This is a genomic window from Thauera sedimentorum (assembly GCF_014489115.1).
In the GTDB taxonomy this organism is placed as follows: Bacteria; Pseudomonadota; Gammaproteobacteria; order Burkholderiales; family Rhodocyclaceae; genus Pseudothauera; species Pseudothauera sedimentorum.
Genome location: NZ_JACTAH010000002.1, coordinates 653,127 through 678,077, shown reverse-complemented (window position 1 = coordinate 678,077; position 24,951 = coordinate 653,127). Strand labels below are relative to the sequence as shown.

The window sequence follows — 24,951 nt, the reverse complement described above, 5'->3', positions numbered from 1 at the left end:
ATCCGCCGTTTCGCGTCCACAGCCCTGTCATCAACCAACGCGGAAAACGATCACGATGCGAAACCTGATCCTTGCCAGTAGCCTGGCCCTGGCGCTCGCCGCCTGCCTGCCCGAGGGCTTCACGGTATCGTCCTCCCATGCCAGCGACACCGCCGGCGCGCCGGCGACCGCGGTCGCTCCCGGGCGCTACGGCCTGCCCGATTTCGGCGACCTGGTCGAAGAGGTCGGCGCAGCGGTGGTGAACATCAGCGTGGTCAAGGAGACGAGCGCGCCGATGGCCGACGGCAATCCGTTCGCCGACGACCCGTTCTACGATTTCCTCCGTCGTTTCGGCGTACCGCTGCCGGGTATGCCCGGCCAGCCCGGCGCCGGCCCGCGTATCAGCCGCGGCATCGGCTCGGGCTTCATCGTCAGCCCGGACGGCTACGTGCTGACCAATGCCCATGTGGTCGGCGAAGGCGAGACCGAAGTCACCGTGCGCATGATCGACAAGCGGGAGTTCAAGGCCAAGGTGGTGGGCACCGACCGGCGCACCGACATCGCCCTGCTGAAGATCGACGCCACCGGCCTGCCGACCGTGAAGATCGGTGACCCGGAACGCTCGCGCGTGGGCGAATGGGTGGTGGCGGTCGGTTCGCCCTTCGGCTTCGACAACACCGTGACCGCCGGCATCATCTCCGCCAAGGCGCGCCGCCTGCCGGACGAGAACTACGTGCCCTTCATCCAGACCGACGTGGCGATCAACCCCGGCAACTCGGGCGGACCGCTGTTCAACCTGGCGGGCGAGGTGGTCGGCATCAACTCGCAGATCTACTCGCGTTCCGGCGGCTTCATGGGCATCTCCTTCGCCATCCCGATCGACGTGGCGATGAACGTCAAGGACCAGCTGGTCGAGTTCGGCCGGGTACAGCGCGGCAAGCTGGGGGTGACCATCCAGGGGGTGAGCACCGAGCTGGCGGAATCCTTCGGCCTCGACAAGGCGAAGGGCGCGCTGGTGTCCAGCGTCGAGCCCGGCAGCGCAGCCGAGAAAGCCGACATCCGCCCGGGCGACGTGGTACTCGGGGTAGATGGCGTCGAGGTGGCCGACTCGGCCGACCTGCCGCGCATCATTGGCGAGAAGCGTCCGGGCAGCAAGGTGCGCCTGCAACTGTGGCGCGACGGGCGCAAGCGCGAGGTGAGCGCGGTGCTGGGCGAGATGGGCGGCGAGACCCTGGCCGGCACCGAATCGGCAGGCAGCGAAAGCACCGGCGGCCGGCTCGGCCTGGCGGCGCGCCCGCTGACTTCCCAGGAGGCCGGCCAGCTCGGCGTCGCCGGCGGCCTGGTGGTCGAGCAGGCTACCGGCCCCTCGGCACGCGCCGGCCTACAGCCGGGCGACGTGATACTCGCGCTCAACAATCAGCCGGTGCGCACCGTGGATGATTTCCGCAAGCTGCTCGCCGCCGCCGGCAACCGTTTCGCCCTGCTGATCCAGCGCGGCGACGCGCGCCTGTTCGTGCCGGTACGCATCGGCTGAGCGGCAAAACGGACAGCCTGAAAAACAAAACCCCCGGCCGTGTGGCCGGGGGTTTTTTCTTGTGCGGACGGACCCGCGCTAGACGCGGAAGCGCGACACCGATTCCTGCAGCCCGGCAGCCAGGCGCTCGAGCTCCTGGGCGGCCTGCACGGTGTCCTCGATGGCGTGGTTGTTCTCCTTGGCCATCGAGGCGATCGCCTCGATGTTTGAGGTGACCTGCTCGCTGGCGCGGCGCTGCTCCTCGGTGGCGCTGGCAATGCGGTCCAGGCCGTCGCCCACCTCGGTGACCGAGGCGTTGGCGGCATCGAGCACGTCGGACACCACGTCGGCGGCCTTGCGGCTCGAATCCAGGTGCTCCATGCCGCGCTGGATGGATTTCTGCACCGACTGCGACTGGCGGGTGATCTCCTGGGTGATCTCGTCGATCTCGCTGGCCGAACGCGCCGACTTCTCGGCCAGCTTGCGCACCTCGTCGGCCACCACTGCGAAGCCGCGGCCCTGCTCGCCGGCGCGCGCCGCCTCGATCGCCGCATTGAGGGCCAGCAGGTTGGTCTGCTCGGCGATCTCGCGCACTTCCTGGGTCATGGTGGTGATCGACTGGGTGGACTCGACGAAGGCGGTCACCGACTCGGCCATGTGGCGCACCGCCTCCTGCACATGGCTAACCTCGCCGATTAGCTGCGACAGGCTGCTCTTGCCTTCCTGCGAGCGCACCAGGCTCTCCCGCGAACGGTCGCGCACGCTCTCGGTGCTGGAAGCGATGTGGGTGATGTTGCCGAGCATCTCCTCGACCGCACCGGCCGCACTCACCGACTGGTCGTTCTGCAGGTGGGAGCTCTCCGCCACCCGCGCGGCACTCTGCGACAGGCTGCGCGCCGACTGGGCCACCGCTTCGGCCGACTGGCTGACCTGCTTCACCAGGCCGCCGATGGTGCTCATCATCTGGTTGAAGGTGTTGGCGGTGTGGCCGATCTCGTCCTTGCCGCGCACTTCCAGCCTGCGGGTCAGGTCGCCTTCGCCGCGGGCGATGTCGGACAGGCTGTCGGTCAGGTGCGACAGCGGCCGGGTGACGAAGGAGCGCACGAACAGCACGACGAAGCCGAGCAGCGGCACCGACACCAGCACCGCAAAGAGGAAGATCTTGTTGCGGAAGCTCTCGACCGCGGCATTCACCTTGTCGAGCGAGATGCGCATGCTCACCGCGCCCAGCACCGTGCCCTCGGGCACCTGGTGGCAGACCAGGCAGTCCTTGCCCAGGTAGTTTGCGGACGCCCGCGCCGGCACCACCACGCGCAGGTGTTCGCCGTACTGGTCGTCGCGCTCGACGCGCATCACCGTCTCGCCGCTGGCCAGTGCGGCGTTCTCGGCCGCATCGGTGGCCCGCTCCGCGGCGTGGCCCGGCCCGTACAGGCGGGAGGTCGCTTCGCCGCGCAGCACCTTCAGGTCGCGCACCGCGGAGAGCTCCTTGATCTGGTCGAGGAAGACATCGCGCTGATCGACCGTGCCGGTGATCATCATGCCGGTCAGGCCGGCCATGGTCATCTCGTTGACGGTGGCGGCGAAATCCTCCGCCTGCTCGATCGCGGTTTCGCGATTCACCTGGGTTTCCCAGATGATCATCGTGGACCACGCCAGGATCAGCATCAGCCAGATCACGGCTGTCAGGCGGAACCAGATCGGCATGTCGGCCAGGCGACGCATGATGTACTCCTGTTGCCGGCCCAATGGCCGGCTGGTTTTCGGTTGCAGGTCGCCATTATCTACGACCTTCGCACGAGTTCCTTTAATAGTTTCCCGCCATGCGTCGCTCGCCGCCGGGTACCGACGTCTACGGCATATTCAGGAACGCTGATAAACTCGGATGAACCATTTTGCATCGCCGGCGTCGGAGTTCCGTCCGGTCCGCCGTTTCCTGCAGTGCAGCAATCTCCCTACAACAAACACATCGAGAGGTCATCCATGAAGAAACTCCTCGCTGGCGCCGTGCTCGGCGTTGCCACCCTGTCCGTCGCCACCGTGTCCCTCGCGCAGATGAAGACCGAGGACGCGATCAAGTTCCGCCAGGCCGGTTACGCCTTCATGAGCTGGAACATGGGCAAGATCAAGGCCCAGGTGGTCGACGGCGCGGTGCCGTACAACAAGGACCAGATCGTCGCAGCCGCCAACGTCATCGCCGCCGTGGCCAACTCCGGCATGGGCGCGCTCTACCCGGCCGGCAGCGACAAGGGCAGCGGCTTCCACGAGACCAAGGTGAAGCCCGAGTTCTTCCAGAACATGCCGGAAGTCGGCAAGCTGGCCGGCAACTTCAACACTGCTGCCAACGAGCTGGCCGCCGCCGCCGCCACCGGCGACCAGGGCGCGATCAAGGCCGCCTTCGGCAAGGTCGGCGAAAGCTGCAAGGCCTGTCACGACCAGTTCCGCGCCAAGTAAGCCTGGCCGGACGCACCGGACGACGAAACGGCCACCCGAGGGTGGCCGTTTTTCTTGGAGCGTCTTACCAGGCCGGCAGCGTGGCCGGGTCGGGCGGCGGCGGAGGCGGCGGCAGCAGGCCGCCAGCCGCGACCCAGGCTGCCGCCACACCGATGACCAGCGCCACCACGAAGGCCGCCAGCCCGCCCTTGCCCGCCGGCTCGTGAACGGGTTCGTCCACCTCCTTCCAGCCGGTGAGCATCGGCCGCACCAGGTTCTCCTTCTTCGCATGCAGGTAGAACAGCACCGCACCGACATGCAGCGCTACCAGCGCCGCCAGCCACCACAGCATGCTGCCGTGGATGCCGGTGATCCAGTCGCTGGTGGCCTTGTCCACCAGATCGCGCAGGGGTCCCTCGAAGGCGATGTCATCGTTGGTGAACAGGCCGCTCACCGCCTGGAAGCCGAACACCGCGAGCAGGGCCAGCACCGACAGTGCGCCGACCGGATTGTGGCCGATACCCCGCCACTGGCCGCGCAGGTAGGCGGCGATGGCGCCCGGGCCGCGCACGAAGCTGCTGAAGCGCGCGGTGTGCGAGCCGAGGAAACCCCAGGCCAGGCGGAAGGCGATCAGGCCGACCAGGATCACCCCCAGGCGCTGGTGGTGGATCATCATGTTGCCGCCGTTCAGCCCGGTCACGATCGCCCCGGTGACGACCACGACCATGGACCAGTGGAACAGGCGCGTCGGCAGGTCCCAGACGCGGATGCGCTTGCGATTCATCGATCTCATTCCGTTGTGCGTTGCGATAAATGCCTGATGGATCACCGTCCGGCGATTCGGTTCCCGGCACGCGCGGCGAGGAACTCGCCCAGGTGGCGTCCGGTATGCGAGCCCTTGGTGGCAACGATCGCCTCCGGCGGGCCCTCGGCCACCACCCGGCCGCCGCCGTCGCCGCCTTCCGGGCCCATGTCCACGATCCAGTCGGCCTCGGCCATCAGGTCGAGGTCATGCTCGATGACCAGCACGGTGTGGCCGGCATCGGCCAGGCGCTGCAGCACGTGGATGAGCTTCTCCACGTCGGCCATGTGCAGGCCTACGGTGGGCTCGTCGAGCACGTACAGGGTGTGCTTCTCCGCCGGCAGCGGGCGACCGCCGGTGGACGCGGATTCCCCGGCGCGGCCACGCACCTTGGCCAGCTCGGTGACCAGCTTGATGCGCTGCGCCTCGCCGCCGGACAGCGTTGGGCTGGGCTGGCCCAGGGTCAGGTAGCCGAGACCGACGTCCTGCAGCAGCTGCAGCGGGTGGGCGATGGACGGGTGGGCGGCGAAGAAGTCCACCGCCTCGTCCACCGGCATCGCCAGCACCTCGGCCACCGTCTTGTCGCGCCAGCGCACCGCCAGCGTCTCCGGGTTGAAGCGCGCCCCGCCACAGACCTCGCAGGGGGTCTTCACGTCGGGCAGGAAGTTCATCTCCACGGTGATCTGCCCCTGCCCTTCGCAGGCCGGGCAGCGCCCGGCGCCGGTGTTGAAGGAGAAGCGCGAGGCGTTCCAGCCGCGGGTGCGGGCGTCGAAGGTGTCGGCGAAGAGCTTGCGGATGGCGTCCCAGAAGCCGACATAGGTGGCCGGGCAGGAGCGCGGGGTCTTGCCGATCGGGGTCTGGTCCACTTCCAGCACGCGGCCGACCTGTTGCCAGCCGCGGATCTCGCGGCAACCGGCGAGCGCCGCTGCAGGCGCCGGCGCTGCGTCCTTGCCGGCCTTCTTCGCCTTGGCCCGGCCCGCCGGGCTGGCGTCGCCCAGCAGGCGCACCAGATTGGCATGCACCACGTCGCGCGCCAGTGAGGACTTGCCCGAGCCGGACACCCCGGTGACCACCACCAGGCGGCCGAGCGGCAGGCGCACCGCCACCTCGTGCAGGTTGTGGAGCGTGGCGCCGATCACCTCGATGGCCGGATGGTCGGCGGCCACTTCGCGGCGCGTGCCCATCGGATGCGCCAGCGGCGCGCGCAGGTAGCGTCCGGTGGCCGACTCGGGGGCGGCCATCAGCTCCGCCAGCCGCCCTTCGGCCACCACCCGGCCGCCGCGCACGCCGGCGCCGGGGCCGAGGTCGATGACGTGGTCGGCGCGACGGATGGTGTCCTCGTCGTGCTCGACCACCAGCAGGGTGTTGCCGCGGTCGCGCAGCGCCTCCAGGGTGTCGAGCAGCATCTGGTTGTCGCGCGGGTGCAGGCCGATGGTGGGCTCGTCGAGGATGTAGCACACCCCGCGCAGGTTGGAACCGAGCTGGGCGGCCAGGCGGATGCGCTGCGCCTCGCCGCCGGACAGCGTGGGCGCGGCGCGGTCGAGCGCCAGGTAGCCGAGCCCGACTTGGCGCAGGAAGTCCAGCCGGCCGCGGATCTCGGCCACCAGATCGCGGGCGATCTCGGCCTCGCGGTTGGCGAGTTCCAGCCCGCCGAAGACCTCGGCCGCCGCATCCACCGACAGGGCGGCGAGCTGGTGCAGACCGCGATCGCGAAAGCGTACCGCGCGCGCCACCGGGTTCAGGCGGGCGCCGCTGCAGGTCGGGCAGGGTTCGTCGGTGGCAGCGTCTGCTTCACCCAGATCCAGCGCATCCGGGTCGTCCACCTTGGCCGCCAGCTTCAGCCCGGTGCCGTAGCAGTCCGGGCACCAGCCGTGCTTGGCGTTGTAGGAGAACAGCCGCGGGTCGGGCTCCGGGAAGCTGGTGCCGCAGCACGGGCAGGCGCGCAGGGTGGAGAAGGTGACCGGCGTGGCGCCCACCTTGCCGAGTTCCAGCACCTTCATGACCCCCTTGCCGTGCTCGAGCGCTTCGGCGAGCTGGGTGCGCAGCACCGCTTCCTGCGTGGCACCGACCACCACCATGCCCACCGGCAGGTCGATGTCGTGCTCCTTGTAGCGGTCCAGGCGGGGCCACTTGGTGGTGGGCAGATAGTCGCCGTCCACCCGCAGCTGGGTGTAACCCTTGCCCTTGGCCCAGCGCGCGAGCTCGGTGTACAGGCCCTTGCGGTTCACCACCAGCGGGGCGAGCAGCTCCACCGAGCGGCCGTCGAAGTCGCGCAGGATCTGCGCGGCGATGGCCTCGAAGCTCTGCGGGGTGACCGGCACCTCGCAGGTGGGGCAGTACTGGGTGCCGAGCTTGGTGTACAGCAGGCGCAGGAAGGGGTGGATCTCGGTGAGCGTAGCCACCGTGCTCTTGCGCCCGCCGCGGCTCGTGCGCTGTTCGATGGCCACCGTTGGCGGGATGCCGAACAGGCCGTCCACATCCGGCCGGCTGGAGGGCTGGACGAACTGGCGGGCGTAGGCGTTGAGCGATTCCAGGTAGCGGCGCTGGCCTTCGCCGAAGACGATGTCGAAGGCCAGCGTGGACTTGCCCGAGCCGGACAGGCCGGTGACCACGGTGAAGCGGTCGCGCGGGATCTGCAGGCTGATGTTCTTGAGGTTGTGCTCGCGCGCGTGGCGGATGTCGATGGCCGGCGCGGCCACCGCGCGGTAGCGCGCCGGCGCCTCGGCCACGCCGGGTTGGGCGCGCGCGCGGGTGTCGACCAGCGCCGCGGCGTAGTCGCGCAAGGCGGCGGCGGTGTGCGAGGACGGATGCGCGCGCAGCGCGTCCGGCGCGCCTTCGGCGACGATGTGACCACCGCCTTCGCCGCCTTCCGGGCCGAGGTCGATCAGCCAGTCGGCGGCGGCGATCACGTCGAGGTTGTGCTCGATGACCACCAGCGAATGGCCGGCTTCGAGCAAGGTGTCGAAGGCGCCGAGCAGGGTGGCGACATCCTCGAAGTGCAGGCCGGTGGTGGGTTCGTCGAACAGGAAGAGCAGGCCGGGGGCGCCGGCCTCGGCGGCCTTGCGCCTGGCGCCCTTCTTCTGCGCCGCCGCGGCCAGGTGGCCGGCGAGCTTCAGGCGCTGGGCCTCGCCCCCGGACAGGGTGGGCACCGGCTGGCCGAGGCGCAAGTAGTCGAGGCCGACCTCGACCAGCGGGGCGAGCGCGGCATGCACCTTGGGCTGGTCGGCGAAGAAGGCCAGCGCCTCGCGCACGGTCATCTCCAGCACGTCGGCCACCGAGCGGCCGCGCCATTGCAGCTCCAGCACCTGCGGGCGGTAGCGCTTGCCGTCGCAGTCCGGGCAGCGCAGCCAGACGTCGGAGAGGAACTGCATCTCCACATGCTCGAAGCCGGAGCCGGTGCAGGTCGGGCAGCGCCCGTTGCCGGAATTGAAGCTGAAGGTGCCGGGCGAGTAGCCGCGCTGTTTCGCCTCCGGCAGCGCGGCGAACAGGTTGCGGATCGGGTCCCAGGCGCCGACATAGCTCACCGGGTTGGAGCGCGAGCTCTTGCCGATCGGCGATTGGTCGACCATCACCACCCCGGCGATGTGCTGCAGGCCGTCGATGGCATCAAAGGCGCCGGGCGCCTCGGTGCCCTCTCCGAAATGCTTGGCCAGCGCCGGATGAAGGATGTCCTGGATCAGCGTGGACTTGCCCGAACCGGACACCCCGGTGAGGCAGACCAGGCGCTGCAGCGGAAAGGCCACATCGATGCCGGCCAGGTTGTGCTGGCGTGCACCGCGCAGGGTGAGGCGCGGGGTGGCGCTGTCGACCGGCCGGGTGGCACGGCTACCCAGGTGCTTGTGGCCGGCCAGCCACGGGCCGGTGACCGAGGCCGGGTCGGCGGCGATCGCCGCCGGGGTGCCGCGCGCGACGATGTTGCCGCCGCGCTCGCCGGGGCCGGGGCCGATCTCCAGCAACTCGTCGGCGGCCAGCATGACCTGCGGGTCGTGCTCGACCACCACCAGGGTGTTGCCGGCGTCTCGCAGCCGGTTCATCACCCCGAGGATGCGGCCGATGTCGCGCGGGTGCAGGCCGATGGAGGGTTCATCCAGCACGAACAGGGTGTTCACCAGCGAGGTGCCGAGCGCGGTGGTGAGGTTGATGCGCTGCACCTCGCCGCCGGACAGCGTGCGCGACTGGCGGTCCAGGGTGAGGTAGCCGAGGCCGACGTCGGCCAGGTACTGCAGGCGGCTGCGGATCTCGCCGAGCACCAGCTCGGTGGCCTCGTCCGCGCCGCTGCGCACCGCGCGGCCGGGCTGGGCGAGTTCCTCCACTGCGTCGCGCACGCGGTCGATGGGCAGCGCGAACAGCTCGTGGATGGGCAGCCCGCCGCCCTCGCCCAGCGGCAATCGCCACAGCAGGGCTTCCGGCTTGAGGCGGGCGCCGTGGCAGGCCGGGCATTCGGTGTAGCTGCGGTAGCGCGACAGCAGCACCCGGATGTGCATCTTGTAGGCCTTGCTCTCCAGCCAGTCGAAGAAGTGGCGCACCCCGTACCACTTGCGCGGCCAGGAGGATTCCCAGCTCTTCCAGCCGGCGTCGCCTTCCAGCACCCACTGCCGGTGTTCTTCCGGGAGCTCGCGGAAAGGCACGTCCATGGCCACCCCGTACTTCTTGGCCATCTTCGCCATGTCGTCCTGGCATTCGCGGAAGGACGGGCTCTGCCACGGCTTGACCGCGCCTTCGGCCAGGGTCTTGGATTCGTCCGGGATCACCAGGCTGAAATCCACCCCGATCACCCGGCCGAAGCCGCGGCAGGTGTCGCAGGCGCCGATCGGCGAGTTGAAGGAGAACAGGCCGGGGGTCGGTTCGGAGTAATGGATGTCGCAATCGGCGCAGTGCAGGTCGGCCGAATAACGCCATTCGGCTTCGCCAGATTCCGCCAGCGCATGCACCGACAGGCGCCCGTGGCCGTGGCGCAGCGCGGTTTCCAGTGCCTCGACCAGACGGCTGCGTTCGGCGCTGGAGGCGCGCAGGCGGTCCTGCACCACCCGCAGGGTGTTGCCTTCGCGGGCGTGGATGCGGGTGTAGCCCTGCTGTTCGAGCAGGGCGGTGATCTCCGCCTCGCTGTAGTTGTCCGGCACCCTCACCGGGAAGCTGATCACCAGGCGCGGGTCGCCGGCCACTGCGGCGCGCGCGGCCAGGCTGTCGGCAATGCTCTCCGGGGTGTCGCGCGCCACCCGCGCGCCGCAGCCGCGACAGTGCAGGTGGGCGGCACGGGCATAGAGCAGCTTGAAGTGGTCGGCCAGCTCGGTCATGGTGCCGACCGTGGAGCGCGAGGTGCGCACCGGGTTGGTCTGGTCGATGGCGATGGCCGGCGGCACGCCTTCGATGCGGTCCACCCGCGGGCGGTCCTGGCGGTCGAGGAACTGGCGCGCGTAGGGCGAGAAGGTCTCGACGTAGCGGCGCTGGCCCTCGGCGTAGAGGGTGTCGAAGACCAGCGAGGACTTGCCCGAGCCCGACACCCCGGTGACCACCAGCAGCTGGTTGAGCGGGATGTCGAGGTCGAGCCGGCGCAGGTTGTTCTGGCTGGCGCCGCGGATGCGGATGCGGTCTGACGGCGGGGTGGGCATGTTCTTGTAATCGACGGGCGTTGGGGTCAGGCGTCGATTATAGGGGCCGGGCCACGCGCCGCTTACTGTGTTGCGGGCTCCGTCGCGGATGCTTCGTCCGCCGGGGGATTGCCCGACTCGCGCACCGCCTTGACCGCCTCGCGTCCGGCATCGCGCAGGCGCTGGGCGGCGTCGAAGATGCGCCGGGCCGCTTCCTCGGTGGCCTGCTTGGCGTCGCGGTCGCGCGAGACGCGGGCCGCTTCGTCATCCGCCTTGTCGGCCGCCGGGTCGGGCATCGCGCTCACGCGCGGCGGGCGCTCGGCCGCGGGTTCCTCGGGTTCCACCATCGCCGGCGGCAGTTCGCGTTCGACCACCGGCGCCGGGGGCTGGGTCTCGATCGGAACGGGCGGCGCCGGCGGTTCGGGCGGACTGGTGTCGGAACAGGCTGCGTGGCCGAGGGCGAGGACGGCCACGAAGCTCGCCGCGAGGGGTTTCATGCAGGACTCCTGGACTGGGTGGCAAAGCCTTGGTGTATTGGTTCGAAACTACAGGCTTCAGTTTCGATTACAAGCGCGGAAATCCCTGATCCGCGTCGCAAAAACAACAAGGCCCGCGATTGCGGGCCCTGTCGATGCGCTGCGTGCGGCTTACTTCACGCGGTTCTTGTACTCGTCGGTACGGGTGTCGATCTCGATCTTGTCGCCGATCTCGACGAAGGCCGGCACCATCAGTTCGAAGCCGGTGCCGATGGTGGCGGGCTTGAGCACCTTGCCGGAGGTGTCGCCCTTGACCGCGGGCTCGGTGTAGGTGACTTCGCGCACCACCGAGTTCGGCAGTTCCACCGAGATCGCCTTGCCGTTGTAGAACACCACTTCGCACTGCAGGCCGTCTTCCAGATACTTCAGCGCGTCGGTCATGTTCTCGGCCTCGACTTCGTACTGCTCGTAGTCGGCGTCCATGAACACGTACATCGGATCGGCGAAGTAGGAGTAGGTCACTTCCTTGCGGTCGAGCTGGACGACTTCGAACTTGTCGTCGGCCTTGTACACCGACTCGGACGGCGCGCCGGTGAGCAGGTTCTTCAGCTTCATCTTCACGACCGCGGCGTTGCGGCCGGACTTGTTGTATTCGGTCTTCTGGACCACGAGCGGGTCGCTGCCGACCATGATGACGTTGCCGGAGCGGAGTTCCTGTGCGGTTTTCATGCTGTTCCCTGAGGTCTTCTAGCCGCGGCAAAGCCGCTGCAAAGTACTAAAAACTCAGGATTTTACCGCCGCTTCGAGATAATGCGCCAGTGTGTCGACAAGATCGGGCAGATCGGCCAGGGTCGCCGCCCAGCGTCCGGCATGCGCCTCCAGCGCCGGAAGCGCGGCGGCAAAGGCCGGCCAACAGGCCGCCGGGCTGTCCGGCAGGCCGCCGTCCTCACTGCCGACCTCGTTCCACGCCCGCCAGAATGCCCGCAGCGCATCGGCGGGCGTCGCCTCCAGGCCGGCACAGTAGCGCTGCAGGAAGGCATCGAGCTTGACGTGGTGCACGTCCTCCGCCTGGCGGTAGATCTGCCACACGAAGGGGTGCGCCGCCCATTGGGCACGCACGAAGGAATCCTCGCCGCGTACGAAATTGAGGTCGCAGGCCCACAGCAGGCGGTCGTAGCCGTCCTGGTCGGCGAAGGGGATCACCCGCAGGTCCAGCGCGCCGTGCACCACCCGGTCGCCGGTCGCGAGCCCGGGCAGGTCGAGCGCAGCGGCGATGTCCGCGACGATCCGCCCTTCCGGCACCAGCAGGCAGAGCGGGCGCGGTCCGGCGCACCACGCGGCCAGCAATCCGGCAAGCTGCGGATGGCCATAGGCGAACAGCGAGACGACCAGCGCATCTGCGGCCGGTGCGCCGCCGAGCCCGGCGAACAGCTGCGCCCGCGCGCCAGTGTCCGCCCGGAAGGCCGCGCGTGCCCCGACCAGGCCGGGTTCGCGCGGCAGACCGCCACTGCGGGCATCGAAACCGGGGAAGCAGAAGTACTTGGTAAGCGGCAGGCGCGGATGGGGCGAGGCCATGCCATGGACCCCGGCGACCCAGTCCTCGGCCGACAGGTACTCGAGGTTGATCCACACCGGCCTGGGCTGACGCGCGGCCATGCCGGCCAGGTGCGCCTCCGGCAGCTCGCAGGCGAAGGCCTCGACCACCAGCCTGGCCGGCTCGACGACCGGAAACACCTGCGTCCAGTGGCGCAGTTCGACGCCCTCCACCCTCATCCCGTCCCCGCCCCCTGCAACCTGCGGACACAGGCGCGCGAGGGTCGCCCAATCGTCCACCCACAGCCTGACAGCGTGCCCGCGGGCCGCCAGATCGCGCGCCAGCCGCCAGCAGACGCCGATATCGCCAAAGTTATCCACAACCTGGCAGAAGAACTCGCAATCGGGCACAGCGGAAGCCGGGGTGGGAAGCATGACGGTAGACAAGTCGACGAGTTCGATGGGGAGGGCTTGTGGATAAGAGGGGAAAAACGGCGGGGAGCGAATTCGGTCTACATTTTCTCCACAGCCGTACGGCAGGCTTGCCAAGCGTTTTTCAAGTGGCGAAATCCCTTGTACGGAAAGGTTGTCAATGAGTTATCCACAGAAAACGGCCCACTGTTAACATCTTTGTCTTTTATATAAAACCTAAAAACAGAAAGAAAACCGTCAACCTGCTCGGCGCGGAAAAAGCTCGAACCACGAGCGGTCGACGACTGGCAGAACGGCTGGCAAGGCATCAGCAAGAAGCGGAGTGGTGGGCAGGCACGGACCCGGCCCACCCGATGAGAACCACTAGGAAAGGGCGGCAAACTCCGCCAGACGGGCCAGATCGGCTTCGTCCAGCCAGCGCCATTCCCCGGGCGCGAGTTCGGCAGGCAGGTCGAATCCGCCTATCCTGCTGCGATGCAGCCGGTCCACATGATTGCCGGCTGCCGCCACCATGCGCTTGACCTGGTGGTACTTGCCTTCGGTCACGGTCAGGCGCAGTGCGCGTTCGGCGGTGCGTTCGCAGGCCGCGGCGACGATGGGCGCGGGTTCGTCATGCAACTGGACGCCGGCGAGCAAGGCCTCGACCTGGGCGTCGGTAACCGGCTCGGCGGTGGCGACCTCGTACACCTTGGGCACGCGCTTCTTGCCGGAGCTCCAGTAATGGATGAACTGGCCGTCGTCGGAGAGCAGCATCAGCCCGGTACTGTCCTGGTCCAGGCGGCCGACACATTGCACGCCGCGAGTCACCAGGGGTGCTGGCAGCAAGGAAAACACGCTGGGGTGGAACTGCGGTTGGTGGGAGCACTCGTAGTTGGCCGGTTTGTGCAGGACCAGGTAGGCCTTTTCACGGTACTGCCATTCGTCGCCATCGACGGAGAAGACGAGGTTTTCGGGGGAAACGTCGGCGAACGGGTCGTCAATCGTCTCGCCGGCAATGCTCAGCAGGCCGGCACGGATCAGGGCGCGACACTCCTTGCGGGAGCCGAAACCCTGGGAATGGAGAAGGCGTTCTAGTTTCATGGGGCGATTGTAGGCCCTGTTCCCGCGCTTCCACGATCGCGGCACGAAGGGCAACAGACCGCGCGCCGAGCACGGTACACTGTCGCCCGGAAAGCAATGGAGCGTGCAGGTGAAGTTCGAGCATCTGGTCCAGGTCAATGATCTTGCCGATCCGGCACAGAGCAATCTGACCCGCGAGGAGGTCTGGTTCGGCCTGCTGTGCCGTGCCGAAGACCCGCGCGCCTTCCTCCCCGGGCTGGAGCGCTGCGTGATCCGCGAACGGCATGAGGATGCGCTGGTGCGCGAGCTGCACTTCGGCGGCGCCGTGGTCGAGGACCGCGTCAGCTACGCGGAACTGCAGTGGATGCGCTTCGAGTCCGCCCCCACGGCCGAGCATGCCGGCGGCAGCCTGACCATCAGTATCGAGGAACCGGAACCGGGCGAGGTCTTCCTGCGCTTCCAGTACGCCACCACCTTGCCGGAAGCGGCAGGACAGGACGTGCAGGTGGCGGAGATCGTGCGCTCGGCCTACCACGAGTCCGACCTCGACACGCTGCGGGTCATCCGCATGATTGCCGAGTCCGGACGCCTGCAGTAAGCAGACGCTCCCGCCTTCCCCTTTTTCCCGCCCGCAGCGGCTCACCGCGCGGGCTTTGTCTTTGCCAGGATCAGGAAGCAAACACATGTGGTTCAAGAATCTGCAGATCTATCGCCTGCCGGCGCCGTGGAACATCAGCCTGGAGGCGCTCGACGAGCAGCTCGCGCGCCGGCGTTTCGTGCCCTGCGGCAGCCAGGACCCGGAATCGCGCGGCTGGCTGTCACCGGTCGGCAACGACCAGCTGGTGCATTCGATCGGCGGCCAGTGGCTGATCGCCCTGGGGGTGGAGCAGCGCCTGCTGCCGCCCTCGGTGGTGCGCCAGGTGGCCGACGAGCGTGCCGAGGAGATCGCCGCGCAGCAGGGCTACAAGCCCGGTCGCAAGCAGATGAAGGAACTGCGCGAGGCGGTGCAGCAGGAGCTGATGCCGCGTGCCTTCACCCGGCGGCGCAAGATGTACGCATGGATAGACCCGGTGGGCGGCTGGCTGGGGGTGGATGCGCCCAGCCAGACCCGCGCCGAGGACCTGCTCGAGGTGCTGCGCCAGACCCTGGACACCCTGCCCCTGTCGCTGGTGCGTACCGAACGCAGCCCGGTGGCGGCGATGGCCGACTGGCTGGCCGGTGGTGAGGCGCCGGGCAACTTCACCATCGACCAGGACGCCGAACTGCGCTCGGTGGCCGACGAGAAGGCCGCGGTGCGCTACGTGCGCCACGCGCTGGACGGCGAGGACGTGCGCGCCCACCTGGCGGCCGGCAAGCTGCCCACCCGCCTGGCGCTGACCTTCGACGACCGGGTGAGCTTCGTGCTCACCGAAAAGACCGAGATCAAGCGGCTGAACTTCCTCGACGTGGTGCGCGAGCAGCTCGACGACAAGGAAACCGATGCCCAGGCGCTGTTCGATGCCGGCTTTGCGCTGATGACCGGCGAACTGCGCCTGCTGCTGCCGGCAGTGGTCGAGGTGCTGGGCGGCGAGCTGAAGGCGGCGGAAACGTCCGCGGCGGCAGGTGCCGCCCCGGCGCTGGCGGGCGACCCGCCGTTCTGATGGCCACCGGCGCCTGCGCGCATGCCGCAAGTTCGTCGGGATGCGCTAGAGTCGCGGGATGGAAAATTCAATGATCATCGAATGGTGGCACTGGGAGATCGCCGGCCTGGCGCTGGTGTTGCTGGAACTGGCGATCCCGGCCTTCTTCGTCATCTGGTTCGGCTTTGGCGCGATGCTGGTCGGGCTGGCCTTGCTGGTCAGCCCCGGACTGGGCCTGCCGGCGCAGATCGGCCTGTGGGTGGTCGCATCGGTGGCGATGGCGGTGCTGTGGTTCCGCGTCTTCCGGCGCTCGGATCACAAGACCCTGGTCGGTACCGCGGCCGGCGAGGTGATCGGCGAGGTCGGCCTGCTGGTGGGAGCGGTGGCGCCCTTCCAGCGTGGCCGGGTGCGTTTCCAGCGTCCCATCCTGGGCGCGGAGGAATGGGCCTGCATGGCCGACGGCGAGATTGCCGCCGGCGAGCGGGTGAAGGTGCTCAGTGTGGAAGGCAGCTTCGTCAAGGTGACGAAGGCCTGAACGGTCGGTTTTCAGGGGAGTGTTCATGTCGGAAGGTCTGATCATTGCGGTCGCCGTCCTGGTCTTCGTGCTGGTGACGATTGCCAAGGGCGTGCGCCTGGTGGCGCAGGGCGAGGAGTGGATCGTCGAGCGCCTGGGCAAGTACCACGTCACCCTGCGCCCGGGGCTGAACATCCTCATCCCCTACCTGGACAACGTGGCCTACAAGCTGGTCACCAAGGACATCATCCTCGACGTGCAGGAGCAGGAGGTCATCACCCGCGACAACGCGGTGATCCTCACCAACGCAATCGCCTTCGTGAAGGTCACCGACCCGGTCAAGGCGGTGTATGGGGTCACCGACTTCTCCGAGGCCATCCGCAACCTGATCATGACCACGCTGCGCTCCATCGTCGGCGAGATGGAGCTGGATGAAGCGCTGTCCTCGCGCGACAAGATCAAGGCCCGGCTGCGCGAGAGCATTGCCGACGAGGCGGTGGACTGGGGCCTCACCGTGAAATCGGTGGAGATCCAGGACATCAAGCCCTCGCAGTCGATGCAGAAGGCGATGGAGCTGCAGGCCGCCGCCGAGCGCGAGCGCAAGGCCGCGGTGACCAAGGCCGAAGGCGAGAAGCAGGCCGCCATCCTGGAGGCGGAAGCGCGCCTGGAAGCGGCCAAGCGCGACGCCAACGCGCAGGTGATGCTGGCCGAAGCCTCGGCCGAGTCCATCCGCCGGGTGACCGCGGGCATCGGCGAGCAGACCACGCCCATGCTCTACCTGCTGGGCGAGAAGTACATTGCCGCATTGGAGAAGCTCGGCGATTCCAGCAGTTCGCGCATCGTGGTGATGCCCGCCGACCTGCAGGAAACCCTGCGCGGGCTGGTCGGCAAGCTGGGCGGCCGCGCCTGAGCGGCTCGCGCGGCACGAATCGCCGTTCCGCGGGACCCCGCCGAGCACGTCCGTAGGAGCGGCCTTGGCCGCGATGCGGCGTTTATTGTCCGCGGAACGGTCCGATCGCGGCCAAGGCCGCTCCTACGGGGTAATCACTGGCCTGGTGCGCGCAGGATCAGGGTGTCGCCGCGCTGGGTGAATTCCAGGTGCTTGAGCACGCTCATGCCCAGCAGGACCTGCTCGTCGCCCATGCCGGGGTTGAGGTGGCCGCGCACATTGGTGGCCAGGAAGGGGCCGAGGCCGAGTTCGCCGATCACCGTGCTGCGCACCGTGACCGTGCCGTTGGCGGTGATCACCTGGCCCGGCGCCCCCGGCACCAGGCCGAGCTCCTCGCCCAGGTGGGCCGGCACCGAGACCTGGGTGGCGCCGGTGTCGAGCAGGAAGACCACCGGCCGGCCGTTGATGGTGCCCGGCGCCACGTAGTGGCCGGCGCGGTTGCGCTGCAGCACCAGTTCGCTGGCCGCGCCCGGCATCACCATCAGGTCGCGGTTGGGGTTGTAGCGCTGCTCCAGCCGGTCGCTGAAGAACATCCACAGGACGCCGAGCAGGGCGAGCGCGCCCAGCCAGGTCATCACCCGGCCGAGGCCGCGGGTGCTGTCCAGCGGTTCGCGCATCGCCCGTGCCCGTCAGCGCGGCATCAGGCCAGCACCTGGCCGTGCTCGCGGGTGGCGTGGAAGCCCACCTTGGGCCATTTCTCCATGGTCACCTCCAGGTTGTAGCGGCTGCTGGCCAGATACACCGGGTTGCCGTCGACGTCCTTGCCCATGCGATGCGCCTGCTCGCGCTCGAAGTTGCGCCGGGTGAGCTCGTCCGGGAAGGTCAGCCAGCGCGCGGTGTGGATGTCGGCGGATTCGAAGATCGCGTCGACCTTGTACTCGTCCTTCAGGCGCTGGGCGACCACCTCGAACTGCAGCACGCCGACCGCGCCCAGCAGCATGTTGCCGCCTTCCAGCTCAAAGACCTGGATCGCGCCTTCCTCGCCGAGTTCCTGCAGGCCTTTCTGCAGCTGCTTGGACTTGAGCGGGTCGCGCAGGCGCGCGGCGCGGAACAGTTCCGGCGAGAAATAGGGGATGCCCTTGAAACCGAGCGCCTCCCCTTCGGTCAGGGTGTCGCCGATCTGCAGCTGGCCGTGGTTGTGGATGCCGATGATGTCGCCGGCCACGCCGTCGTCCTTCAACACCCGTTCGTTGGCCATGAAGGTGAGCGCGTTGGCGAGCTTCATCTCGCGCCCGGCGCGCACATGCCTGACCTTCATGCCCGAGCTGTAGCGCCCGGAGCAGATGCGGAAGAAGGCGATGCGGTCGCGGTGCTTCGGGTCCATGTTGGCCTGGATCTTGAACACGAAGCCGGAGAACTTCTCTTCGGCCGGCTGCACCATGCGGCTGCCGGCATCGCGGGCCTGCGGTGGCGGCGCCCAGTCGATCAGTGCCTGCAGGATTTCCTGCACGCCGAAGTTGTTGATACCCGAGCCGAAGAACACCGGGGTCTGCTTGCCGGCGAGGAACTCGCCGAGCATGAAGGGGTTGGAGGCGCCCTGGATCAGCTCCACGTCCTCGCGCAGCTGGCCGATCTCCATCGGGAACAGGGCGTCGAGCTGGGCGTTGGCGATGCCCTTGATCACCTCCGCCTCGCTGCGCTTCTCTTCGCCGGCTGTGAAGCGCAGCACGCGGTCTTCCTGCAGGTGATACACGCCGCGGAAGGCCTTGCCCATGCCCAGCGGCCAGGTCACCGGCGCGCACTGGATCTTCAGCACGTCCTCGATCTCGGCGAGCAGGTCGAAGGGCTCGCGCACCTCGCGGTCGAGCTTGTTCACGAAGGTGATGATGGGCGTGTCGCGCAGGCGGCACACGTCCAGCAGCTTGATGGTCTGCGCTTCCACGCCCTTGGCGGCGTCGATCACCATCACCGCGGCATCCACCGCGGTGAGCACGCGGTAGGTGTCTTCCGAGAAGTCCTCGTGGCCCGGGGTGTCGAGCAGGTTGATGGTGTGGCCCTGGTAGTCGAACTGCATCACCGAGCTGGTCACCGAGATGCCGCGCTGCTTTTCCACTTCCATCCAGTCCGAGGTGGCGTGGCGTGCGCTCTTGCGCGCCTTGACCGTGCCGGCGAGCTGGATGGCGCCGCCGAACAGCAGCAGCTTTTCGGTCAGCGTGGTCTTGCCGGCGTCGGGGTGGGAGATGATGGCGAAGGTGCGGCGCTTGGCGACGTCGCGCATCAGCTCGGGCGGGTAGGGGGTGTGGGTGTCGGTCATCGGTGTGCAGGCGGCGAAAAAGCGAAACCGCCGGCCGGCGGCAGCGGCCAGCCGGGCAGGCGGTGAAAGAGCGGCGATTTTATCAGGAAATCAGTGGATTAGACCGCCGCGCAGAGGCCCGGTCGGTAGTTCTGCGGATGCGCGCCGGGGGCGGATCGGCGACAATATTCGACTTTCCGAATATGAACCGGCCGGGTCCGGACGAGAACATGAAACTCAAGCCCCAGCACATCCAGCCGGTGATCATGGCGACCATCATGTCCTTCCTCATGACGGCGGTGATCACCCTCATCAACCTCGGCCTGCGGCCGGATTTCCTGACCCTGTGGGCGCGGGCCTTCGTCATCGCCTGGCCACTGGCGGTGGCGGCGGCCTTCATCGCCATTCCGATCGCGGTGCGCCTGACCCAGCGCATCCTGGCCGCGCTGGCGCGCTGAGCGCCCGGCAGGTGGACGGATGACCGATTTCCTGCAGATCCTCGCCTTCTCGCTCTCGGTCACCGGGCCGATCTTCGTCATCCTCGGCTTCGGTGTGCTGCTGCTGCGCACCGGCATGCTCACCGACGCCTTCGTCGATGCCGGCTCGCGCCTGGTGTTCAACATCGCGCTGCCGGCGCTGCTGTTCATCAGCATCAGCCAGACCCGCATCGAGGAGACCGCCAACTTCGCGCTGGTTGGCTACGGGATGGCCGCCACCTTCGCCGCCTTCCTGCTGCTGGAATGGCTAGTGGCGCGCTTCATCGAACCGGCGCGCGACCGCGGCGTGGTGGTGCAGGGGGCGTTCCGCTCCAACATGGGCATCATCGGCCTGGCCTACTGCGTGAATGCCTACGGCGAGGCTGGGCTGGTGGCCGCCTCGCTCTACCTCGGCCTGGTCACCATCCTGTTCAACGTGCTGTCGGTGATCACCCTGCAGCGCTCGCTGCACCGCGGCGGCGGCGGTATCGCGCGCATGGCCCGCGGCATCGCCACCAATCCGCTGATCATCGGCATCCTCGCCGGCCTGGCGGTGTCGGCCAGCGGGCTGCAGCTGCCGCAGATCGCCCTCAAGTCCGGGCAGTACTTCGCCGACCTGACCCTGCCGCTGGCGTTGCTGTGTACCGGCGCATCGCTCAATTTCCGCAGCCTGCGCGACGAGTTGTCGAGCACGCTGTTCGCCGCCATCGCCAAGCTGGTGGCGATTCCGCTGCTGTTCGTGGCCGGCGGCGTGGCGATCGGTTTCCGCGGCATCGAGCTGGGCGTGCTGCTGCTGATGTCCTCGGCGCCGACCGCGGCGGCCAGCTACGTGATGGTGCGCGCCATGGGCGGCAACGCGCCGCTGGCGGCCAACATCATCGCGCTGACCACGCTGGGTTCCTTGCTGACCACCAGCGCCGGCATCACCGTGTTGCGCGCGCTCGAACTGATGTGAGCCGGCCCGGGCGGTAAGATGGCCGTTTCACGCCAGCCCGCCCTGCCATGACCACGATACCGCTCACCGCCGCCGAAACCACCAGCCGCCTGCCTTATCCCGCGCTCGCCGAGGAGCTCTCCGCCCTGCTGGCGGACCCGCAGGTCGTCGTGCCGGCACGCCTGGAGCATCCGCTCCCGGGCGGCGCCAGTCTGTTCGTCATGCCGGCCAACGACGGCGCGGTGGCGATCACCAAGCTGATCACCTTCACGCCGGCCAACGCAGGCAGCCGCAGGCCGACCATACAGGGCGACGTGGTGGTGTTCGACATCGCCACCGGCACCCGGCAGCTGGTGCTCGACGGTCCCACGGTCACTGCGCGCCGCACCGCGGCGGTGTCGCTGCTGGCGGCGCAGCGGCTGGCGCCCAGGCGCGACGGACCCTTGCTGATCGTCGGCGCCGGGGTGCAGGGCCTGTCTCATCTGGAAGCCTTCGCCGCCGGACTCGGCGTGCGGGAGGTGTGGATCAACTCGCGCAGCGCGGCGAGCGCGGAAGCGCTGGCAGACCACGCGCGCGGTCTAGGACTGGATGCCCGGGTGGTCGATGACGCCCAGGCTGCCCTGGCGCATTGCCCGCTGGTGGTGACCGCCACGCCCGCCAGCGCCGCGGTGCTGGATGCGCCGCCGCGCGAAGATGCCTTCATCGCCGCGGTCGGTGCCTTCACCCCGCGCATGGTGGAACTGGGCGCGGCCATGTGCCACGACATTGCACGGCGCGGCAGGGTGGTGGTCGACACCCGCGACGCGGAGCACGAGGCCGGTGATCTGCTGCAGGCCGGCATGGATGTCGCCGCCCTGCCGGCGCTGGCCGACGTGGTGCGCGGGAACTGCCCGCGGCCCGCGGGTCCGGTGCTGTTCAAGAGCTGCGGCTGGGCCGGCTGGGATCTGGCCGCGGCGCGTCTGGCGGTGCGTGCGACGGGTTGAGCCGCCGCCAGCATCGTCCGTGTTCAGCGGTTGCGTCCCGGGGGCATGCCGTCGGCACCCATGCCGCGTCCGCCGCCGGGCCCGACACCGCCGCCCGGCCCCATGCCGCGCGAGGCGCCGTAGCCGCTGCCGCGGGGCGGCGGTTCGTCCGGCAGGGTGATGCCGCGTTCGCGGGCGCGCTCGACCATGCGTTCGTGGTGCTCGGCGCGCACCGCCTCGCGCTCTTCCAGGCTGCGCGCGGCACGCATGCGGTCGCGGTGTTCGATGCGCTCCTGCTCGGTCATCATCTGCGAACCGAAGATAGGCGCGTTGTCGTCCATCGGCGGCAGCGCACCGCCGGGCTGGGCGTGAAGGCCGGCGGAGAAGGCTAGGGCGGCCAGGGTCAGCAGGATCTTGCGGGGGACCATGATGATTCTCCTCTGCGTGCTGGTGGCGGGCATATCCCGCCGTCGTCTGCTACGAATATAGGCGGTGGGCGGTGGAGGAGACAGGATGCGGATGTTGTCGGTTTGTAAGCGCCTGGTATTGGCTGTACTGGCGGGTTTCGCGCTGGCCGGCTGTACGACGGTGGCACCTCCCCCGCCGCTGATGGTCGACGCCCATGCGCATTACACCGCGGACGACGCGCAAGCCTTCGATCCCGTGGCGGTGATCGGCATGATGGACCGCGCCGGGGTGGCGCGCATCGTGGTCAGCGGCCGTCCGCCGGCCATGGCCCTGCGCCTGCATGCCGAGGCGCCGCAGCGGGTGGTGCCGCTGCTCGGGGTGTATCGGTCGCCGGCCGACAAGGCGGACTGGATGCACGATGCGGGGCTGCCGGCGCGCGTCGAGGCCATGCTGGCCGACGGTCGCTGGGCGGGCATCGGCGAGCTCCACCTGTTTGCCGGGGATGCGCACAGTCCGGTGTTCGAGGCGCTGGTGCGCCTGGCGGCATCGCGTGAGCTGCTCCTGCTGATCCATGGCGATGCGGAGGTGGTCGACCGTGCCTTTGAACTTGCGCCCGGACTGCGCGTGCTGTGGGCCCACCTGGGCACCGAGCCGGTGCCCGAGGCGGTGGCCGCGGTGCTGGCCCGGCATGCCGGGCGGCAGCTGTGGGTGGACACCTCGGTGCGCGACGAACGCATCGCCCCCGGCGGGACCCTGCTGCCGGAATGGCGGGCGCTGTTCGAGGCCCATCCGCAGCGCTTCGTGGTGGCGGTGGACAGCTTCAGCACGAATCGCTGGCGGCGCTACGGCGAGGTGGTGGCCGGCATCCGCGCGTGGACCGACACGCTTGCCCCACCCTTGCGCCGCCGCCTGCTGCACGATAACGCGGCTGCGATGCTGGCGCCGCACAGGTAGCATGGCGGGCTGGATCGGGTGCCGGGGAATCTTTCGCCCCTGCGCCGCTCTGATCCGGTTCCGTTACACAACATCCGACGGCCGCTGCCGTCATGAGGAATGCCGATGTATACCGATCCCCGCCGGCCAAATCCCTTCGACCGCCTCGCCGGCGCGCCGGCCCAGCCGCCCAGCCTGTGGAAGAAGATCGTCGCCGTGGTCGCCGCGGGCGGCGTGTTCGTGCTGGCGCTGATGTTCTCGGTGGTGCTGTTCGCCGTGGTGCTCACGGTTGGCCTTGCGGTGTGGGGCTGGTTCTGGTGGAAGACGCGCGATCTGCGCAAACAGATGCGCGAGCAGCGTGCGCAAGGCGGACCGCGGTCGCCTGGCGGACGGCCCGGCGATGTGCCGCCGGGCGTGGTGGTGATCGAGGGCGAGGTGATCCGCGAGGTGCGTGAGGAGCAGGACGTCCGGCGCTGAAGGCGTGGCGGGCCGCGTCAGGATAAGGACAACAGTGGAGACATGAGATGAGTGGCGAGATCGCGCATTTCGTCGACGGCCGCGTGCTGCGCGGCGACGCCGGCCGCAGCCAGCCGGTGTTCGACCCGGCCCGCGGTGAGGTGAGTGGGCAGGTGCTGCTGGGTGGCGAAGCGGAAGTCGCCGCCGCGGTGGCGGCAGCAGGGGCGGCCTTTCCGGCCTGGGCGGACACCCCGCCGATCCGTCGCGCGCGGGTGATGTTCCGCTTCCTGGAACTGCTCAATCGCCATCGCGACGAGCTGGCGGCGCTGATCACCGCGGAGCACGGCAAGGTGCTCAGCGACGCCCAGGGCGAAGTCACCCGCGGCATCGAGATCGTCGAGTTCGCCTGCGGCATCCCGCAGTTGCTCAAGGGTGACTACACCGAGCAGGTGTCCACCGGCATGGACAACTGGACCTTCCGCCAGCCGCTGGGCGTGGTCGCCGGCATCACCCCGTTCAACTTCCCGGTGATGGTGCCGATGTGGATGTTCCCGCTGGCCGTCGCCACCGGCAACACTTTCGTGCTCAAGCCCAGCCCGCTGGACCCAAGCCCCAGCCTGCGCATCGCCGAGCTGCTGAAGGAGGCCGGGCTGCCGGACGGGGTGTTCAACGTGGTGCAGGGCGACAAGGTCGCGGTCGACGCCCTGCTCGCCCACCCGGACGTGCAGGCGGTCAGCTTCGTCGGCTCTACTGCGGTGGCGCAGCACATCCTGTCCGCCGGCGCACAGCACGGCAAGCGCGTGCAGGCGCTGGGCGGGGCCAAGAACCACATGGTGGTGATGCCCGATGCCGATCTCGAGCAGGCGGTCGACGCGCTCATCGGCGCGGCCTACGGTTCGGCCGGCGAGCGCTGCATGGCGATCTCGGTGGCGGTGCTGGTGGGCGAGGTGGCGGACCGCATCATGCCGCAACTGGCCGAGCGCACCCGCGCGCTGAAGGTCATGGACGGCCGCCGCGCGGAAGCCGAGATGGGCCCCATCGTCAGCGCCGCGGCGCGCGAGCGCATCGCCGGCTACATCGACGCCGGCGTGCGCGAAGGCGCGCAGCTGCTGGTCGACGGCCGTGGGTTCCGCGCGTCGGATGCCGGCCCCGGCTGCGAGGACGGTTTCTGGCTGGGCGGCACGCTGTTCGACCAGGTCACCCCGGCGATGCGCATCTACCGCGAGGAGATCTTCGGCCCGGTGCTGTGCTGCGTGCGGGTGCCGGACTTTGCCGCCGCGGTCGAGCTGGTGAACGCCCACGAGTACGGCAACGGCGTGTCCTGCTTCACCCGCGACGGCCACATCGCGCGCGAGTTCGCCCGCCGCATCCAGGTCGGCATGGTGGGCATCAACGTGCCGATTCCGGTGCCGATGGCCTGGCAGGGCTTCGGCGGCTGGAAGAAGAGCCTGTTCGGCGACATGCATGCCTACGGCGAGGAAGGCGTGCGCTTCTACACCCGGCAGAAGTCGGTGCTGCAGCGCTGGCCGGAGAGCACCCCCAAGGGGGCGGAGTTCGTGATGCCGACCGCGAAGTAGGGCGGTGCCGTGCGCGGCATGGGCCTCACGCCCGGGATGACCGGTAGGAGCGGCCTTGGCCGCGATTCGGCCTTCGAA

22 protein-coding genes are annotated in these 24,951 nt (G+C 68.9%); 12 read left to right on the top strand and 10 right to left on the bottom strand.

All coding sequences use genetic code 11. The features are described 5' to 3' along the window. Positions 1 to 55 precede the first annotated feature (55 nt). Positions 56 to 1,513: a DegQ family serine endoprotease gene (locus IAI53_RS12950; protein ID WP_187718601.1), complete on the top strand. Its 1,458-nt coding sequence runs from the start codon at positions 56 to 58 to the stop codon at positions 1,511 to 1,513. Between the two features lie 78 nt (positions 1,514 to 1,591). Here the strand turns inward: IAI53_RS12950 and IAI53_RS12945 are convergent, their stop codons facing one another. Beyond that, the gene (locus tag IAI53_RS12945; protein ID WP_187718600.1) at positions 1,592 to 3,214 is read right to left on the bottom strand and encodes a methyl-accepting chemotaxis protein; all 1,623 of its coding nucleotides are present in this window, start codon (positions 3,212 to 3,214) and stop codon (positions 1,592 to 1,594) included. Between the two features lie 258 nt (positions 3,215 to 3,472). Between IAI53_RS12945 and IAI53_RS12940 the strand changes: the two genes are divergently transcribed. Then, positions 3,473 to 3,943 (top strand): c-type cytochrome, encoded by a 471-nt coding sequence (locus IAI53_RS12940; RefSeq protein WP_187718599.1) that lies wholly within the window; start codon positions 3,473 to 3,475, stop codon positions 3,941 to 3,943. Between the two features lie 64 nt (positions 3,944 to 4,007). Here IAI53_RS12940 and IAI53_RS12935 read toward each other — a convergent pair whose 3' ends face one another. The 6 genes from IAI53_RS12935 to IAI53_RS12910 form a co-directional block, all read right to left on the bottom strand. Continuing rightward, the gene (locus IAI53_RS12935) at positions 4,008 to 4,706 is read right to left on the bottom strand and encodes a cytochrome b/b6 domain-containing protein (RefSeq protein WP_187718598.1); all 699 of its coding nucleotides are present in this window, start codon (positions 4,704 to 4,706) and stop codon (positions 4,008 to 4,010) included. Between the two features lie 41 nt (positions 4,707 to 4,747). Next, complete coding sequence (gene uvrA, locus IAI53_RS12930; protein WP_187718597.1) at positions 4,748 to 10,333, bottom strand: excinuclease ABC subunit UvrA; 5,586 nt, start codon at positions 10,331 to 10,333, stop codon at positions 4,748 to 4,750. Positions 10,334 to 10,395: 62 nt separating this feature from the next. Beyond that, entirely contained in the window at positions 10,396 to 10,809 is a 414-nt protein-coding gene (locus IAI53_RS12925) for a hypothetical protein (protein WP_187718596.1), read from the bottom strand. A 150-nt stretch (positions 10,810 to 10,959) separates the two neighbouring features. Next, positions 10,960 to 11,517, bottom strand: coding sequence for an elongation factor P (gene efp / locus IAI53_RS12920; RefSeq protein ID WP_187718595.1), 558 nt, complete (start codon positions 11,515 to 11,517; stop codon positions 10,960 to 10,962). 54 nt (positions 11,518 to 11,571) lie between these two features. Then, positions 11,572 to 12,756 carry an elongation factor P maturation arginine rhamnosyltransferase EarP gene (gene earP, locus IAI53_RS12915; RefSeq protein WP_187719432.1) on the bottom strand — a complete coding sequence of 395 codons (1,185 nt, stop codon included), beginning with the start codon at positions 12,754 to 12,756 and terminating at the stop codon, positions 11,572 to 11,574. 360 nt (positions 12,757 to 13,116) lie between these two features. After that, complete coding sequence (locus IAI53_RS12910) at positions 13,117 to 13,833, bottom strand: 16S rRNA pseudouridine(516) synthase (protein WP_187718594.1); 717 nt, start codon at positions 13,831 to 13,833, stop codon at positions 13,117 to 13,119. A 109-nt stretch (positions 13,834 to 13,942) separates the two neighbouring features. Between IAI53_RS12910 and IAI53_RS12905 the strand changes: the two genes are divergently transcribed. The 4 genes from IAI53_RS12905 (at position 13,943) to IAI53_RS12890 (ending at position 16,855) form a co-directional block, all read left to right on the top strand. After that, positions 13,943 to 14,410, top strand: coding sequence for an SRPBCC family protein (locus IAI53_RS12905; protein ID WP_187718593.1), 468 nt, complete (start codon positions 13,943 to 13,945; stop codon positions 14,408 to 14,410). An 85-nt stretch (positions 14,411 to 14,495) separates the two neighbouring features. Then, complete coding sequence (locus IAI53_RS12900) at positions 14,496 to 15,452, top strand: recombination-associated protein RdgC (protein WP_187718592.1); 957 nt, start codon at positions 14,496 to 14,498, stop codon at positions 15,450 to 15,452. 70 nt (positions 15,453 to 15,522) lie between these two features. Continuing rightward, positions 15,523 to 15,966, top strand: a complete 444-nt coding sequence (locus tag IAI53_RS12895) for an NfeD family protein (RefSeq protein WP_432813924.1) — start codon at positions 15,523 to 15,525, stop codon at positions 15,964 to 15,966. A gap of 25 nt (positions 15,967 to 15,991) precedes the next feature. Then, positions 15,992 to 16,855: an SPFH domain-containing protein gene (locus IAI53_RS12890; RefSeq protein ID WP_187718590.1), complete on the top strand. Its 864-nt coding sequence runs from the start codon at positions 15,992 to 15,994 to the stop codon at positions 16,853 to 16,855. 134 nt (positions 16,856 to 16,989) lie between these two features. Here the strand turns inward: IAI53_RS12890 and IAI53_RS12885 are convergent, their stop codons facing one another. Further along, positions 16,990 to 17,511, bottom strand: a complete 522-nt coding sequence (locus IAI53_RS12885; protein WP_187718589.1) for a retropepsin-like aspartic protease family protein — start codon at positions 17,509 to 17,511, stop codon at positions 16,990 to 16,992. Positions 17,512 to 17,534: 23 nt separating this feature from the next. Then, on the bottom strand, positions 17,535 to 19,148 hold the full coding sequence (locus IAI53_RS12880) for a peptide chain release factor 3 (RefSeq protein ID WP_187718588.1): 1,614 nt from the start codon (positions 19,146 to 19,148) through the stop codon (positions 17,535 to 17,537). A gap of 209 nt (positions 19,149 to 19,357) precedes the next feature. On the opposite strand from IAI53_RS12880, the gene IAI53_RS12875 reads away from it, so the two are divergent. Genes IAI53_RS12875 through IAI53_RS12865 form a run of 3 tightly spaced genes read left to right on the top strand, consistent with a single transcriptional unit; the run spans position 19,358 to position 21,520 of the window. Continuing rightward, entirely contained in the window at positions 19,358 to 19,585 is a 228-nt protein-coding gene (locus IAI53_RS12875; protein ID WP_187718587.1) for a DUF2798 domain-containing protein, read from the top strand. Positions 19,586 to 19,604: 19 nt separating this feature from the next. Next, positions 19,605 to 20,558, top strand: a complete 954-nt coding sequence (locus IAI53_RS12870; protein ID WP_187718586.1) for an AEC family transporter — start codon at positions 19,605 to 19,607, stop codon at positions 20,556 to 20,558. A gap of 47 nt (positions 20,559 to 20,605) precedes the next feature. Next, positions 20,606 to 21,520, top strand: coding sequence for a delta(1)-pyrroline-2-carboxylate reductase family protein (locus IAI53_RS12865; protein WP_187718585.1), 915 nt, complete (start codon positions 20,606 to 20,608; stop codon positions 21,518 to 21,520). A 23-nt stretch (positions 21,521 to 21,543) separates the two neighbouring features. Here the strand turns inward: IAI53_RS12865 and IAI53_RS12860 are convergent, their stop codons facing one another. Continuing rightward, positions 21,544 to 21,927, bottom strand: a complete 384-nt coding sequence (locus IAI53_RS12860; protein ID WP_187718584.1) for a hypothetical protein — start codon at positions 21,925 to 21,927, stop codon at positions 21,544 to 21,546. Between the two features lie 91 nt (positions 21,928 to 22,018). Between IAI53_RS12860 and IAI53_RS12855 the strand changes: the two genes are divergently transcribed. From IAI53_RS12855 to IAI53_RS12845, 3 genes are all read left to right on the top strand, one after another. Then, entirely contained in the window at positions 22,019 to 22,861 is an 843-nt protein-coding gene (locus IAI53_RS12855; RefSeq protein ID WP_187718583.1) for an amidohydrolase family protein, read from the top strand. Positions 22,862 to 22,966: 105 nt separating this feature from the next. Then, positions 22,967 to 23,317, top strand: coding sequence for a hypothetical protein (locus IAI53_RS12850; RefSeq protein WP_187718582.1), 351 nt, complete (start codon positions 22,967 to 22,969; stop codon positions 23,315 to 23,317). A gap of 47 nt (positions 23,318 to 23,364) precedes the next feature. Further along, on the top strand, positions 23,365 to 24,873 hold the full coding sequence (locus tag IAI53_RS12845) for a CoA-acylating methylmalonate-semialdehyde dehydrogenase (RefSeq protein ID WP_187718581.1): 1,509 nt from the start codon (positions 23,365 to 23,367) through the stop codon (positions 24,871 to 24,873). The last annotated feature ends 78 nt before the right edge of the window (positions 24,874 to 24,951 follow it).